The 15,019-nt window shown below is 64.4% G+C and carries 16 protein-coding genes; 5 read left to right on the plus strand and 11 right to left on the minus strand.

Going from position 1 to position 15,019, the window contains the following annotated elements:
* Positions 1-17: 17 nt before the first annotated feature.
* Entirely contained in the window at positions 18-269 is a 252-nt protein-coding gene (locus GRI42_RS13125) for an SWIB/MDM2 domain-containing protein (protein ID WP_160608914.1), read from the plus strand.
* A gap of 66 nt (positions 270-335) precedes the next feature.
* Here GRI42_RS13125 and GRI42_RS13130 read toward each other — a convergent pair whose 3' ends face one another.
* On the minus strand, positions 336-626 hold the full coding sequence (locus GRI42_RS13130) for a DUF427 domain-containing protein (protein ID WP_160608915.1): 291 nt from the start codon (positions 624-626) through the stop codon (positions 336-338).
* Between the two features lie 127 nt (positions 627-753).
* Here GRI42_RS13130 and GRI42_RS13135 point away from each other — a divergent pair, with 127 nt between their 5' ends.
* A complete protein-coding gene (locus tag GRI42_RS13135; protein ID WP_160609225.1) occupies positions 754-1,977 on the plus strand; it encodes a dipeptidase in 1,224 nt (407 codons plus the stop codon).
* A gap of 16 nt (positions 1,978-1,993) precedes the next feature.
* On the opposite strand, the gene GRI42_RS13140 is transcribed toward GRI42_RS13135, so the two are convergent.
* The 8 genes from GRI42_RS13140 to GRI42_RS13175 all read right to left on the minus strand — a co-directional run bounded on the left by GRI42_RS13140 (position 1,994) and on the right by GRI42_RS13175 (position 9,370).
* Entirely contained in the window at positions 1,994-2,221 is a 228-nt protein-coding gene (locus GRI42_RS13140; RefSeq protein WP_160608916.1) for a hypervirulence associated TUDOR domain-containing protein, read from the minus strand.
* Positions 2,222-2,238: 17 nt separating this feature from the next.
* A complete protein-coding gene (locus GRI42_RS13145; protein WP_160608917.1) occupies positions 2,239-2,541 on the minus strand; it encodes a hypothetical protein in 303 nt (100 codons plus the stop codon).
* Between the two features lie 79 nt (positions 2,542-2,620).
* Positions 2,621-3,445 (minus strand): 2,3,4,5-tetrahydropyridine-2,6-dicarboxylate N-succinyltransferase, encoded by an 825-nt coding sequence (gene dapD, locus GRI42_RS13150; RefSeq protein WP_160608918.1) that lies wholly within the window; start codon positions 3,443-3,445, stop codon positions 2,621-2,623.
* A 49-nt stretch (positions 3,446-3,494) separates the two neighbouring features.
* Positions 3,495-4,574, minus strand: a complete 1,080-nt coding sequence (locus GRI42_RS13155; RefSeq protein ID WP_160608919.1) for a phosphotransferase family protein — start codon at positions 4,572-4,574, stop codon at positions 3,495-3,497.
* Positions 4,574-5,662, minus strand: a complete 1,089-nt coding sequence (locus GRI42_RS13160) for a Zn-dependent alcohol dehydrogenase (protein ID WP_160608920.1) — start codon at positions 5,660-5,662, stop codon at positions 4,574-4,576. The genes GRI42_RS13155 and GRI42_RS13160 overlap by 1 nt, the downstream gene beginning before the upstream one ends.
* The gene (locus GRI42_RS13165; RefSeq protein WP_160608921.1) at positions 5,662-6,996 is read right to left on the minus strand and encodes an acyl-CoA dehydrogenase family protein; all 1,335 of its coding nucleotides are present in this window, start codon (positions 6,994-6,996) and stop codon (positions 5,662-5,664) included. The genes GRI42_RS13160 and GRI42_RS13165 overlap by 1 nt, the downstream gene beginning before the upstream one ends.
* A gap of 74 nt (positions 6,997-7,070) precedes the next feature.
* Positions 7,071-8,507 (minus strand): MFS transporter, encoded by a 1,437-nt coding sequence (locus tag GRI42_RS13170; RefSeq protein ID WP_160608922.1) that lies wholly within the window; start codon positions 8,505-8,507, stop codon positions 7,071-7,073.
* On the minus strand, positions 8,507-9,370 hold the full coding sequence (locus GRI42_RS13175) for an SDR family NAD(P)-dependent oxidoreductase (RefSeq protein WP_160608923.1): 864 nt from the start codon (positions 9,368-9,370) through the stop codon (positions 8,507-8,509). The genes GRI42_RS13170 and GRI42_RS13175 overlap by 1 nt, the downstream gene beginning before the upstream one ends.
* A gap of 180 nt (positions 9,371-9,550) precedes the next feature.
* On the opposite strand from GRI42_RS13175, the gene GRI42_RS13180 reads away from it, so the two are divergent.
* From GRI42_RS13180 to GRI42_RS13190, 3 genes are read left to right on the plus strand one after another with little or no spacing between them, the layout of a single operon-like run.
* Positions 9,551-10,732, plus strand: coding sequence for an acyl-CoA dehydrogenase family protein (locus GRI42_RS13180; protein WP_160608924.1), 1,182 nt, complete (start codon positions 9,551-9,553; stop codon positions 10,730-10,732).
* 3 nt (positions 10,733-10,735) lie between these two features.
* On the plus strand, positions 10,736-11,875 hold the full coding sequence (locus GRI42_RS13185) for an acyl-CoA dehydrogenase family protein (protein ID WP_160608925.1): 1,140 nt from the start codon (positions 10,736-10,738) through the stop codon (positions 11,873-11,875).
* A gap of 14 nt (positions 11,876-11,889) precedes the next feature.
* Entirely contained in the window at positions 11,890-12,696 is an 807-nt protein-coding gene (locus GRI42_RS13190; protein WP_160608926.1) for an SDR family oxidoreductase, read from the plus strand.
* A 284-nt stretch (positions 12,697-12,980) separates the two neighbouring features.
* Here GRI42_RS13190 and GRI42_RS13195 read toward each other — a convergent pair whose 3' ends face one another.
* Both GRI42_RS13195 and GRI42_RS13200 read right to left on the minus strand, forming a co-directional pair.
* Positions 12,981-13,901 carry a CPBP family intramembrane glutamic endopeptidase gene (locus GRI42_RS13195; protein ID WP_160608927.1) on the minus strand — a complete coding sequence of 307 codons (921 nt, stop codon included), beginning with the start codon at positions 13,899-13,901 and terminating at the stop codon, positions 12,981-12,983.
* A gap of 31 nt (positions 13,902-13,932) precedes the next feature.
* The gene (locus tag GRI42_RS13200) at positions 13,933-14,757 is read right to left on the minus strand and encodes a helix-turn-helix domain-containing protein (RefSeq protein WP_160608928.1); all 825 of its coding nucleotides are present in this window, start codon (positions 14,755-14,757) and stop codon (positions 13,933-13,935) included.
* Positions 14,758-15,019 lie beyond the last annotated feature (262 nt).

Consider the following 15,019-nt stretch of genomic DNA (forward strand, 5'->3'; position numbering starts at 1 on the left):
AGTGAAAGGAACCTGAAATGGCTGGCAAGAACAACGCACTGCAAAAGCCGGTGAACCTGACGCCGGAACTCGAAGCCGTCGTCGGCAAGGGTCCGATGACCCGCGCCCAGGTGACGTCGAAGGTGTGGGACCACATCAAGGCGAACAACCTGCAGGACTCGAAGGACAAGCGCATGATCAATCCCGACGCCAAGCTCGGCGCGGTGATCGGCAAGGACCAGATCTCGATGTTCAAGATGACCGGTGCCGTTTCCAAGCACATGAGCTGATCGCTCGAAGGTCTGAGAATACCGGCGGCGTCGCGACCAGTTCGCGGCGCCGCTTTTCTTTGCGCGCTATTCCTCGTGCACCTCGACGCCCTTCCAGAAGGCGATGCGGTCCTTGATTTCGGCCGCCGCTTCCTTGGGGTCGGGGTAATACCACGCTGCGTCCGGGTTGATCGCGCCGCCCGCATTGACCGAATGGTACTGCGCCGTGCCCTTCCACGGGCACACGCTGGTCCGCTCGCTCGGCACCAGGGCACTGCGCGCCACGTCGGAAGCCGGGAAATAGTGGTTCCCCTCGACCACCACCGTATCGTCGCTGCGCGCGATTTCCTCGCCGTTCCAGCTTGCCACCACAGTCATCGCCCAGTCCTTTCCAAACCCTGTTCCATGGGTAATAGAGCCATCGAGAACCCGTTGCGTTCCGAAAGGGAGAATTAGCGTGAACCGCATCGCCGCCGCACTGCTTGCCACTACCGCCGTCCTCGCCATGCCGGCAGCGGCGAAAGAGACCCCGGAACAGGTGGCAGCCGCCGCGCTCGAGGCGGCGCCGGTGTGGGACGGGCACAATGACGTGCCGATCCAGCTGCGCGGGCGGTTCGACAATCTCATCAACGATTTCGATTTCGTCGACACGCTCGACACGCAGGACGGCGACCGGGCGGCCATGCACACCGACCTCGTCCGGCTGGAAAAGGGCGATGTCGGTGCGCAGTTCTGGTCGGTCTATGTCAGTGCCGCACTGCCCGAGCCCGAGGCCGTGCAGGCGACCATCGAGCAGATCGACGTGACGAAGCGCCTGATTGCCCGCAACCCGGACAAGCTCGCGCTCGCGCTGACCGCCGACGATGTCGAAAAGGCCATGGCAGAGGGCAAGATCGCCTCGCTCATGGGCATGGAAGGCGGCCATTCGATCGGCAACAGCCTCGCCGTGCTACGCCAGATGTACGACCTCGGCGCGCGGTACATGACACTCACGCACTCGACGACGCTCGACTGGGCGGACAGCGCGACCGATGCGCCGCGCCATGACGGGCTCAACACCTTCGGCAAGGACGTGGTGCGCGAGATGCAGCGCATGGGGATGCTGGTCGACCTCAGCCACGTGAGCGAAGCCGCGATGCACGATGCGCTGGACGTGTCGGGCGCGCCGGTCATCTTCAGCCATTCGGGCGCCCGCGCCATCAATGGCCATTTGCGCAACGTGCCCGACAGCGTGCTTGCGCGCCTGCCGGAAAACGGCGGCGTCCTGATGGTGGTCGCGCTGCCTTGGTTCATCAACGAGGAACTGCGCAACCACTCGGCCAACCGTTCTGCCGAAGAAGCGCGGCTGAAGGCCCTGTTCCCGGGCCTGCCCGACAATGTCGAAGCGGGGCTGGCGAAATGGGACGCCACCAACCGCCCGCCGGTTTCGACCGTGGCCGACATGGCCGACCACATCGACCACATCCGAAAGGTTGCAGGCATCGATCACATCGGCATTGGCGGTGACTATGACGGCATGCCGACCGGCCCGGTGGGGATGGAGGACGTCGCCGGCTATCCGGCGCTGTTCGTCGAACTGGCGAAGCGCGGGTATTCGCAGGCCGACCTCGAAAAGATTTCGAGCCGCAACATGATGCGCGCCATGCGCGAGGCAGAGGCTTTCGCCGCCAGCCGCCGCGACATGGCGCCGATCGAATATCCGGTGGGCAAGCCGCGCGACGCGGAGTGAAGCGGGGCTGGCCTGGTCAGTTCTGCGCCTGCAGTTCCGAGCCCAGCTTCAGCACTTCGTCGCCGTCTTCCTGCCTGATGAGGTAGGCGGGGTTGTCCTCGCTCCCGTCGCGCGTGACTTCGGAGCCCTTGAGGGTGCGGGTGACCTCGCGTTCGAACCGTTCCTTGATCTGGCCCTTGGCCGTCCCGCTACCCCAGTTCCACTGAACGTACTGGTCGGTGCGGAAACTGTTCGAATTGCTCATGAGGTCACCTCGGCATCTTAGTTTTCAATAACTTCGATCCCGTCCTCTTGCGTAACATTGTCGTCGCCAACCTGTTCCTCGTCGGTGCCGAGGATGCTGTCGGTGCTGTCGCCTTCCTCTTCCATCGAGGAAATCTCGCCGCTGACGGTGGCTTCTTCCTCGACATCGCCCTGCGTCATCGCCGGAACGATCCAGACGACCGACATCAGGATGATGGCCAGGATCAGCCCGCCTGCGAGCACGTAGCGCACGACACCTTCCTTGGAGCCGCCGCTGGCTTCCACATCGTCGATATGGACTTCGTCACCTTCCTTGTGCACGTGAATACTCCCTGTTCTCCGCGACCGCGCGGGATTCAGGGGTTTCTACGGTCGGATGTGACGAATGTTCCGCGCCCGCTCAGTCGCGCAGCAGCTCGTTGATGCCGGTTTTCTCGCGGGTCTGGGCATCGACGGTCTTCACGATCACCGCGCAGGCGAGGCCGGGGCCGCCGTCCTTGCCGGGCATGGAACCGGGCACGACCACCGAATAGGGCGGGATGTGGCCGCGGATGACTTCGCCGGTGTCGCGGTAGACGATCTTGGTCGACTGGGTGATGAAGACGCCCATGGCGACCACGCAGCCTTCGCCCACGATCACGCCTTCCACGATTTCACTGCGCGCGCCGATGAAGCAATTGTCGCCGATGATGGTCGGGTTCGCCTGCATCGGTTCGAGCACGCCGCCGATCCCTGCGCCTGCGGAGATATGGCAGTTCTCGCCGATCTGCGCGCAGCTGCCGATGCTGGCCCAGGTGTCGACCATCGTGCCCTTGCCGACATAGGCGCCGATGTTAACGAAGCTCGGCATCAGCACGCAGCCGGGCGCGATATAGGCGCCTTCGCGGGCGATAGCGCCCGGCACCACGCGGAAGCCTGCCGCGCGGAAACGCGCATCGTCCCAGCCGGCGAACTTGCTCGGCACCTTGTCGAAGGCGGGATGGCCGGCGCTGCCGCCTTCCATCACGCGGTTGTCGTTAAGGCGGAAGGACAGCAGCACCGCCTTCTTGAGCCACTGGTTGACCTGCCAGCCGCCCTTGCCGTCGGGCTGGGCCACGCGGCCTTCGCCGCTGTCGAGCAGCTTGAGGGCAGCCTCGACCGCAGCGCGCACGTCCGCGCTCTGCGGCGTGACGTTGGCGCGGTCTTCCCACGCGGCTTCGATGGCGGTTTCTAGCTCGGCGCTCATGCTGGTCTCCGTAAGAATATGCGGAGCGGTCGTTAGCAGCCTTGCCGCGCTAGTCCATCCCTGCCGCTTGGGCGAATTCGTAGGCGCGGTCGACCAGCGGGCCGACGCGTTCGCTCATCGCCTTGGCATGGGCAGAAGATGCCGTGCCGTCGATGACGCGCTTCTTGATGCCCTGCATGATGCCGGCGAGCCGGAAGAGGTTGTAGGCGAAGTACCAGTCCATCGGCGGCACCGGATAGCCGGTGCGCGCGACATAGCGGTCCACCGCCTCTTCCTGCGTGGGAATGCCGAGTTCGCCAAGGTCGAGGCCCAGCAGGCCCGCACGCCCGTCAGCCGGATTGTGCCAGTTGAGCATGAGATAGCTGAAATCGGCGATCGGATCGCCCAGCGTCGAAAGCTCCCAGTCGAGCACGGCGAGGACGCGGTTCGCGTCCTTCTCGAAGATCATGTTGTCGAGGCGGTAGTCGCCGTGGACCACGCTGCTCTCGTGCTGCGGCGGGATGGTCTGCGGCAGCCATTCGATCAGCCGCTCCATCTTCGCCATGTGTTCGGTTTCCGACAGCTTGTACTGCTTGGACCAGCGGGCGATCTGGCGCGCGCAATAGTCGGTCGGCTTGCCATAGTCGCCGAGGCCGATTTCCTCCGGCTTCTGGAGGTGCAGGTCGGCCATGGTGTCGATCATGGCATTGTAGATTTCGCGCCTGGCCGACGGGTCGACGCCGGGAAGCGAACCGTTCCACAGGGATCGCCCGTCGGCGAGGCCCATGACGAAGAACTTGGAGCCCAGCACTTCGGGATCCTCGCACAGGCCGTAGGTCTTCGGCACGGGGAAGCCGGTCGGCCCGAGCGCGTGCATGGCCTTGTATTCGCGGTCCACTGCGTGCGCGCTCGGCAGCAGCTTGCCGAACGGCTGGCGCCTGAGGACGTAGGAGCGTCCCGGGGTATCGATCCGGTAGGTCGGGTTCGACTGGCCACCCTTGAACTTGGAATAGCTGATCGGCCCTTCGAAGTCGGACACGTTCGCCTCGAACCACGCGGTCAGCGCGTCGAGGTCGAGCCGGTCGCGTTCGGGCACCTCGATGGTGCCGACCATTTCCTTGTCGAAATCGATTTCCGAACCCGTCGCCATCAGTCGAACACCACCACGCTGCGGGCCGAATGCCCGGCCTTCATCTTCTCGAAACCCTCGTTGATTTTCTCGAGCGGGATACGCTCGGCGATGATCGTGTCGAGATCGAGCAGGCCGCGCATGTAGAAATCGACAAGGCGCGGCAGGTCCACCGGGAAGTGGTTCATGCCCATGATCGCGCCCTGCAGCTTCTTGCCCGACAGGAGATCCATCGCGCCGAGGCCGACCTTGCAGTCCAGCGGCATCATGCCGAGGATCGTGGCCGTACCGCCGCGGCGCAGCAGCTTGACTGCGAGGTCGGCGGATGCCTGCCGCCCGACCGCCTCGATCGCGTGATGCACGCCGCCGCCGGTCAGCTTCATCACCTGATCGACTGCATCGGCCGACATGGCGTCGAAGGCATGGGTTGCGCCGAGAACCATGGCCAGTTCGCGCTTTTCGGCGATCGGGTCGAGCGCGATGACCTTGCCGGCGCCCGCAATCTTGGCCGCATTGATGGCCGCAAGACCCACGCCGCCGCAGCCGACGACGGCCACGGTTTCACCCGGTACGACCGAGCAGGCGTTGAAGATTGTCCCCGCCCCTGTCGTCACCGCGCAGCCGATCACGGCGGCACGGTCCAGCGGCATGTCCTTGTCGATCGCGACGCAGGCGTGCTCGTGGATCAGCATCTGCTCGCAGAAGGCGGACAGGTTGAGCATCTGCGCAACCGGGCCGCTGCCGTCAGCGCGCATGATGCGCGGGGCCTGGTCCTGTGCACGGCGCGTGTCGGCACCCATGCACAGTGCCATGCGGCCCGTGACGCAGAATTCGCAGTGGCCGCAGAAGGCCGAGAGGCAGGAGACCACGTGGTCGCCCGGCTTCACGGTCTTCACCTCGCTGCCGACCGCCCGGACCACGCCTGCCGCCTCGTGCCCGGGAATGGCCGGGAGCGGGTGCGGGTAGGAGCCTTCGATGAAGTGCAGGTCCGAATGGCACAGGCCGCAGGCCTTGGTGTCGATCAGCACCTCGTGCGGGCCGGGATCGGCGAGTTCCACCTCGCCGATCGTCAGACCGCCCACGGCTTCGAGGATTGCAGCCTTCGCCATCAGCGCGCCACTCCCATGTCGCCCGAGCTGAGGTTGTCATTGCCCATCGACGGAGCCTTGCCGTCGCGCAGGGCGTTGGCGGTGGGGCCCGCCTTGGGCAGGTGCTTGGCGAATTCCATGCGCGCGATCGAGCGGGCGTGGACTTCGTCCGGACCGTCGGCCAGGCGCAGCGTGCGCTGGTGGGCATAGGCATTGGCAAGGCCGTAATCGTCCGACACGCCGCCGCCGCCATGGGCCTGGATGGCATCGTCGATGATCTTCAGGGCCATGTTGGGCGCCTGCACCTTGATCATGGCGATTTCCTGCTTGGCCGCCTTGTTGCCGACCTTGTCCATCATGTCGGCCGCCTTGAGGCAGAGCAGGCGGGTCATGTCGATGTCGATGCGGGCACGCGCGACGCGCTCTTCCCAGACCGAGTGCTTGTAGATCGGCTTGCCGAAGGCCTCGCGCTCCTGGAGGCGCTGGCACATCTTGTGGAGCGCTTCCTCGGCGACGCCGATGGTTCGCATGCAGTGGTGGATACGGCCCGGCCCGAGGCGGCCCTGCGCGATCTCGAAGCCGCGGCCTTCGCCCAGCAGCATGTTGGTGACAGGGACGCGCACGTCCTTGAGTTCCACTTCCATGTGGCCGTGCGGCGCATCGTCATAGCCGAACACGGGCAGGTGGCGCAGAATGGTCACGCCCGGCGCGTCCATCGGCATGAGGATCATCGACTGGGCGGCATGGCGGCCGGCCGAGAAATCGGTCTTGCCCATGACGATGGCGACCTTGCAGCGCGGATCGCCCACGCCCGAAGACCACCACTTGCGGCCGTTGATGACATATTCGTCGCCGTCACGCTCGATCCGGCATTCGATGTTGGTCGCATCGGACGAAGCGGTGAAGGGTTCGGTCATGAGGAAGGCCGAACGGATTTCGCCGTTCATCAGCGGGGTGAGCCACTGCTCCTTCTGCTCGCGCGTGCCGTAGCGGTGGAACACTTCCATGTTGCCCGTGTCGGGGGCGGAGCAGTTGAACACTTCGGAGGCGAAACCGATGCGTCCCATTTCCTCGGCGCAGAGCGCATATTCGAGGTTGGTGAGGCCCGGGCCTTCGAATTCGAACGTGTCGTCCACGTGGTGGTGGCTGTCGTTGCGCGGCGGCATGAACAGGTTCCAGATGCCTTCGGCCTTGGCCTTGGCCTTGAGGTCCTCGACCACCTGGATGACCTTCCAGCGCTCGCCCTCGGCATCCTGCGCCTTGTAGGTCGCGACGGCGGGGCGGACATTGGCCTCGATGAAGTTCCTAACCCGGTCGCGCCAGTAGGTTTGCCTCTCGGTGGGTTCGAAATCCATCGTGTAATCCTCTCTTCGAAAAATCCGTTGCGTGATGAAACTGGCAGAGCTTTTCAGCCTCGCCAAGGGGGAAATCAGGGTACCATGGTGCCGCCGTCGATATCGCCGCGTGCGGCAAGGTCGAGCGCGCGCACGCGCGCCTCGTGTTCCTCGCGCCCGATCGGGAAGCGGCCGAGCCAGTAGGCCGAGAACAGGGCGAGCACGACGGCCGCCCCGCCGTAATACAGGATGATGTGCTCCAGCACCGGGGCCGGCACGCTGCCCTGCTTCGCATCCGATGCGAGGCCCGCTGCAGCGACGATCTGGCCGGTCAGGAAAATGCCGACGCCGGTGGCGCATTTCTGGACGAACCAGTTACCCGCATAGAATGCGCCTTCGGCCCGGCGGCCCTGCCGTTCCTCGAACGCTTCGACGATCTCGGCGATCATCGAGGTGGCCGAGATCATGGTGACAACGCCCAGCATGTTGGCGAAGAAGAGGAAGAGATAGAACAGGGCGGTCGATGCAGTGCCGCCCGGCTGCGGCCAGGCACCGGCAAGGAACAGGGCGTAGGGCGTAAGGCCCACGACCATGGCGGCAATCGCGCTCCACGCGGCGCTCTTCGGCTTGCCGTAACGGCGGTGCAGCGGCCCGACGACGAAGAACATGACGATGACCGAGAAGAACAGCACGATCGGGTAGAGCTTCAGCGCCAGCCCGTTGAACTGCCACACGAACAGGTTGACGTAGTTTGAGATCGAGAAGGTCATCCCCTGGCTGACATAGGCCGCCAGCGCGCCGAGACCCCAGATGAGGAAGGCGCGTTCGGAAAACGCCTCGATGATCTCGCCGAAAATGCCGCGGAAGGTGAGCGGAGTGGGTTTGACCTCGGGCAGGTGGGCGACGAGTTGGTGCTGTCCCCAGGCCGATCCGACGACGGAAATGACGATCAGTGCCGCGCCGAATATGCCGTAGATCATGTAGCCGTCACGCTGCAGCAGCGCTTCGGGTGTCGGCATGAAGACGTAATAGGCCATGACCATCATCAGCAGGCCGCCGGTCCAGCCCGATAGGAAGCGGTAGCGGAACAGCGTCGTGCGGTCGTCGTAGTCGGAGGTTATTTCGGGGACGAGGCTGACCGACGGCACCTCGCATGCCGACAGGAGGATGCGCACCACCACGGCGATGCCGAATAGGCCCCACCAGCTCGGCGCCTCGCCCGTCGGCGGGGACCACAGCATGACCCAGACGATCGCCAGCGGGATCGGCGCGGCATAGAGCCACGGCAGGCGGCGGCCCCAGCGGGTGTAGGTCCGGTCCGACAGCGCGCCGAGCACCGGGTCGACCACAGCATCGACCAGCAGCGCCAGCACCAGCGCAAGGCTGACCATGCCGGCATCCATGCCCAGGACCTGGTTGTAATAGAGCAGCAGGAAGAAGCTGAAGCCCGAATCCTTCACCCCGAAGGCGACCGATCCGAAGCCGTGGATCAGCTTGAGCCGCTGGGGCAGGGGGCCGGTAACGAATGGCATCAGGCGTTTGCTTGCGCCTGTTCCGCCATCGCCTCGAGTGCAGCGAAGAGGCCGGGCTCTTCGGGATCCCAGCTATGCCGCGGGCCCAGCGTGATGCCCCCATCGACGATCATCGATGCGCCGGTCATGAAGCCGGCCGCATCGCTCGCCATGAAGGCGACCGCCTCGGCGATATCGCGGGGCTGGCCGCCGCGCGCGACCGGCTGGGCGTTGGACGACATCTGCGCGATCGCCGCATTGGCCTGTCGGCGCAAATCGCCCTCGATCCCCAGCGTTGCCGTGAAGATGTTGGTGTTGATGAAGCCGGGCTGCACCGCGTTCACGCGGATGCCGTGCTGCGCAAGATCTGTGGCCGCGCACTTGGTGAGGTGCAGCACGCCTGCCTTGGCGACGGCATAGGCAGTCGGCGAATAGCCCGGGCCTACGGCCGCCACGCTGGACACGTTGACGATGCTGGCGCCCTTGCGGCCCTTCATGTGCGGGACGGCATAGCGGATGCCGAAGGCGACCGAGCGCAGGAGGAGGTGGAAGGTCAAGTCCCACTCGTCGGGCTCGATCTCGTCGATCGCTGCACGCGCGCCGCCCGCGCCGGCATTGTTGAACACGACATCAATGCCGCCAGTCTCTGCCGCGGCGCCGTCCATCAGCGCCTTGATCGATGCAGGGTCGCACACGTCACAGTGCCGGTAGCGTACATCGCCGTCGGTCGCGGCCTCCAGGGCGCGTCCGCCTTCATCGTCGATATCGCTGGCGAAAACGGTTGCGCCCTCGCTCGCGAAAAGGCGCGTCGCTTCGGCGCCTATGCCCGATGCGGCACCGGTAATGATGACGGTCCGGCCCGAGAATCGGTTGGTGTCGGCCATGCTTTCTCTCCCTCGAATCCGAGGCTTTCAGCTTAGGCGCACGGCACCTGCCGTCAACGTAATCCGCCTGACGCTACGGCATGGCGCTCCGCCGCGATGGGCCTTGCGGCGCGAGGCCGAATCACCCTAACGTAAACGTCAAGTCGCAAGACCCGAGAGATTGAAGAGAGGAGCCCCCCGATGTCCGATCCGGATGCATTCCGCGCCGACGTGCGCGCATGGCTGGAAGCCAATTGCCCCCCCGAAATGCGCGAGCCCGTCCGGGACGAGGCCGACGTCTACTGGGGCGGCCGCAATGCCACCTTCAAGAACGATGCGCAGAAGGCCTGGTTCGAGGCCTGCCGCGACAAGGGCTACACCGTTCCCGAATGGCCCAAGGCCTATGGCGGTGCCGGCCTGACGCCGGCCGAGGGCAAGATCCTGCGCCAGGAAATGTCGCGCATCGGCGCGCGCCCCCCGCTTTCGAGCTTCGGCATCTGGATGCTCGGCCCGGCGCTGCTCCATTTCGGCACCGAAGGCCAGAAGCAGCGCTTCCTCAATGAAATCGCCGCCGGCAAGATCCGCTGGTGCCAGGGCTATTCGGAACCGGGCAGCGGCTCCGACCTCGTGTCGATGCAGACCTTCGGCGAGGACAAGGGCGACCACTGGGTGGTCAACGGCCAGAAGATCTGGACCTCCTATGCCGATGAAGCCGACTGGATCTTCTGCCTCGTCCGCACGGACAAGGAGAACAAGTACCAGGGCATCACCTTCATGCTGTTCGACATGGCGAGCGAAGGCGTCTCGACCAAGCCGATCAAGCTGATCTCGGGCAACAGCCCGTTCTGCGAAACCTTCATGGACGATGTGAAGGTGCCCAAGTCCTATGGCGAGGACATCCCCGGCTATGTCGGCCAGATCAACCGCGGCTGGGACGTAGCAAAGTACCTGCTCGGCCACGAACGCGAGATGATCTCGGGCGCCGGCGGCGGCGATCGCACCAGCGCCATCGGCGCGGCGATGAAGCGCATGGCGGGCGAACTCGACCCCGTGCTGCGCGCGCAGATCGCCATGTTCGACGTCGATGCGCTGGCCTACAGCGCGATGGGCGAGAAGTTCCTCGACGAAATGAAGTCGGGCAAGGGCCATCCCGCCCAGCCGAACATGATGAAATACGTCGGCACCGAGCTGAACAAGCAGCGCCACGAGCTCATGATGTCGGTCGGCGGCAGCCGCGCTCTCGAATGGGAGAGCGAGGACACCGGCGGCGGCAAGCCGTCGCGCAACTGGCTTCGCACGAAGGCCAATTCGATCGAGGGCGGCACGAGCGAAGTCATGCTCAACGTCATCTCGAAGCGTATCCTCGACCTGCCGGGAGCCTGATCCATGCCTCTTTATCATGACGACGACCAGGCGATGCTGGCCGAAACCGCCAGCCAGTTCATGGCCGAGGAAGGCGCCATCGCCAAGCAGCTGCGCCACTGGCGCGACCGCAATTGCAAGGACGGCTTCGGCCACGGCCTGTGGAAGCAGTTCGCCGAAATGGGCTTCACCGGCATGCTCGTCAGCGAGGATGACGGCGGCCTCGGCATGGGCAGCTACGAAGCGGGCATCGTGCTCGAGGAAATCGGGCGCAACCTGACCCCTTCGCCCTTCCTCGCCAGCTCGGTGCTGGCAGCGACCGCGCTGAAGCACGCCGACGATGCCGCGCGCCAGCGCTGGCTTCCCGGCCTCGTGTCGGGCGACCTCGTCTATTCGGTTGCGATTGACGAAGGTGCCAAGCACCGTCCCGAACGCATCAAGACCCGCGCCGAGAAATCGGGCAACGGCTTCCGCCTGACCGGCCAGAAGGACTTCGTCCTCCACGGCGCCAGCGCGGACATGCTGGTGGTCGCCGCGCGCACTTCGGGCGCCGATGACGATGCGGACGGCATCACCCTGTTCGCCGTGCCAAAGGATGCAGCGAACATGAGCCACGACGCGGTCCGCCTCGTCGACAGCTCGATGGCCTCGCACACGAAGTTCGAAGGCGTGGAGCTCGACGGCGATGCCGTGATCGGCGAAGTCGACGGTGGGCGCGAAGTGCTCAATGCCATGCTGACCGCAGGCCGGATCGGCGCTGCCGCAGAAGGTGTGGGCGTGGCCCGCGGCGCGATGGACATGACCGTCGACTACCTCAAGCAGCGCAAGCAGTTCGGCAAGCTGATCGGCGAATTCCAGGCGCTGCAGCACCGTGCCGCGCATCTCTATTCCGAAGTCGAGATTGCCCGTGCGGTCACCATGAAGGCAGCCCAGCTGCTCGACGGCGGCAGCGAGAAGGCCGACCTCATGGCCTCGGTCGCCAAGGCCAAGGTCGCCAAGGCCGCAGGCCTCGCGGTGCGTGAAGGCGTGCAGATGCACGGCGGCATCGGCATGACCGACGAATACGACATCGGCCTCTACATGAAGCGCGACCGTGCGCTGCAGGAATTCCTCGGCGACATGTACTACCACGCGAGCCGCGTGGCGGACATGAGCGGCTACTGAGCTGGAGAGACGACATGACACTCGAAGATATGTTCAGCCTCAAGGGCCGTAACGCCCTTGTCACCGGCGGCAGCCGCGGCATCGGGCGGATGATCGTGGAAGGCTTCCTCGCCGCCGGGTGCGAGCGGGTCTACATCACCGCGCGCAAGGGCGGCGAACTGCACGAGACGGCCGCGGAACTGGGCGACAAGGTCGTGCCGATCCAGGGCGACATCTCGACGCTCGAGGGCATCGACGAACTGGTGGCCGAGATATCGTCGCGCGAGGACCATCTCGACATCCTCGTCAACAATGCGGGCGCGGCATGGGGCGCGGACTACCTCGACTTCCCCGAGGAAGGCTGGGACAAGGTCATGGACCTCAACGTCAAGACGCCCTTCTTCCTCACGCAGAGGCTGCACGGGCTGCTGACCGCCAATGCCAGCCAGGCAAAGCCGGGCAAGGTGATCAACATCGCCAGCGTCGACGGCCTGCGCATCAATCCGTGGGAAACCTATTCCTACCAGGCCTCGAAGGCGGCGCTGATCCACCTGACGCGGCGCATGGCGGCGCGGCTGGTCAAGGACCATGTCTACGTCACCGGCATCGCGCCGGGCGCCTTCCCCTCGAACATGAACAAGGTCGCGCGCGACATGGCGGATGAAAGCGCCAAGGGCATCCCGAACAAGCGCGTGGGCGACAAGTTCGACATGGGCGGCAGCGCGGTCTACCTCGCCAGCCGCGCAGGCGACTACACGGTCGGCGAGACCATCGCGGTCGACGGCGGCATCGTGAACGCCCACCTGCCGACGCACTTCGCCGACCCGGCAGGCGGCCGGTAAGCGCCATCAAAGGTAGTCTCGGGCCAAGGCCCGGCTACGAGAAAGCCCCGCCGAAAAGCGGGGCTTTTTTCGTTTCGGCTCCGGTGAAACGAGCGTCCGGTATGGGGTGGGGTGCGGACTGTCAGGTTCTGGCGAGGAAGCGACTAAAGCTGCCGACAGCAGGATTCCGCAAAACTTCAGCGGGCCAATTCAGTCAGAACACTGACGTCCTTTGGCATGTTACGCTGTCGCTTCACGGTAGTTTTACCGGCCTTTCGCTCCCCGGGTCTCGCGGAGCCTGGCGGCTACGGTTGGTCTGCCGAACGTGGTGGGTCGATTGCACTTCGTTCGCGCTGTTTTGTGACCAGAAGCATGCAGAGGCTCGCCACAATCAGCAGGGCAACCGTAAACACACTCCCTTCCGGTCCTTCCCCCCCACCATTGAGCCAGGACGGCCCGACAGGCACCAATTCCACCACCAGTGCGGGCAGACCGGTCTCCAGACCCGTGATCGGCACATCAAAAGCGGTGCCTCCGAACCAGTTCCAGCCGACGTGCCAGCCCATCACACCCCAGACCGAATTCGAGCGCTGCACCCAAGCGCAGGCGAAAATCGAAAAGACGAAGGTCATGGCCAGCGGCAACAGGGGCTTCCCGGGCGAGAAGTGAAGGAAGGTGAAGGCCGCGGCCGTCAATATGTAGGCGGCAGGCGCATTCCAGCGCCGCATGATGGTCGAAAACAACCAGCCGCGAAAGGCGATCTCCTCGATGCTCGCTTGCAGGGTAAAGCCGGCGAGCAAGAGGACGATCCAGCCGAGCGCCGCCGGGCTGGCGAAGGCCGGAAACAGGTCAGCTACACGGTATCCGCCAGCGAATGCTATCGCAGCCACGATCCCGCCCATGAAGGCAATGCCCAGTGCGAGCCCGACCAGGAACTTCCTGAACGGTTGCTCTCCGCGAAGGCCGATACTTGCGAGGCTTCTCTTTTCGACCCAGCGCACCCAGGCGAAGATCGCCAGCCCCATGAAGATGAACGAAGCCAGGATTAGGAACAGCCCCATGGTCCCCTTCGGTGAACCTTTCGCGTCGGTGAAGCCGAGGCCTTCGAGCAGGAAATCGGTCGGCAGGAGGCTGATGGCCACCAGGAAAATGCAGATAAAGGGAGCAGCGATAATCGGCGGTATCCAGCCCTTGGCCGGCTCGTCGGAAAAGATCATCTGGGTCATGCCGCCTGAGCTACCTGCCCGCGGAGGATCACTATAGAACGATCGTGCGGAACAAGTCTGAACGAAGCCACTCTTTTGGCGTGAGGCCAACTGCCTTGCGGAATGTGCGGCCAAAATGGCTCTGATCCGCAAAGCCAGCGCCATGCGCAGCATCGGCCAGCGTCGCGCCTTCACGCAAGAGGCGCTTGGCGAGATCGATCCGCCGGTACTGCAGATAGCGATAGGGGCTGGTGCCAAGCAATGCCCGGAAATCACGCGAAAGCTGCCACCGGTCGCAGCCCGAAACCTGTTCAAGTTCCTCCAGTTGCACACCGTCAACGACGGCTGTGTCGAGAAATTCGCGCGCGCGCATCACGGCGGTTCGGTTGGCGATCCTGGCGGCTGTAACCTTGCCAGTCTCTTGGTTCATGGCTTCCGACAGATCGTAGAGCGCGTCTTCATAAGCTCCGGGATCCTCGACGCCTGCGCAGTCGATGACCATGTTGTAGGCTGCCGCGACCAAGGCAGGATTCGGCGAGACGCCATCAACGACAAATGGCAGTTCCGCACCTCCAAGCACTGCCTGGACATGAGTGGGGGGAACATAGGCCGCTCGATAGCTAAATCCGGCCTCATCATGGCAGTGCCCATCATGCAATTCGTCGGGATGGAGAACCAGCACCTGGCCCGGCAACGAATACCGTATCTCCCCGCGATAATTGAACGCCTGTACCCCAGCCATAGTCACAGCGATGGTGTACGTATCGTGCCGATGCGGCGAAAACGCTGCCCCGACCAGCCGGTTTGCAGCTCGCTCGATCGGCCCGAACGAGCCGGCCGAATGCGACGGGTTCGAGGAGCACGCTGCAGATGTCATCGGTTGTATATTGGGCGTAAGCAGCAAGAAGGCAAACCTTGCGAATTCGAACAGGGTTCTCGGGTCGCTTGCATAACTTTCGGGCCTATAGTTTCTTTTCCTGCAAATGCGGCCTCACTTGAACCTTGGAGGTCTGTCGGACTGATCTCTTCCAGGCCTGCAAGCCACGACAAACCTTCCGTTGGCGCTTCACTTGAATAGATGGCAGCTTTCAACAACCCTGGGGTGGGGCACGAACGAACGAAATTGGGTCGTTAGCGGA

It is taken from the genome of Qipengyuania gaetbuli (genome assembly GCF_009827315.1).
Classification (GTDB): domain Bacteria; phylum Pseudomonadota; class Alphaproteobacteria; order Sphingomonadales; family Sphingomonadaceae; genus Qipengyuania; species Qipengyuania gaetbuli.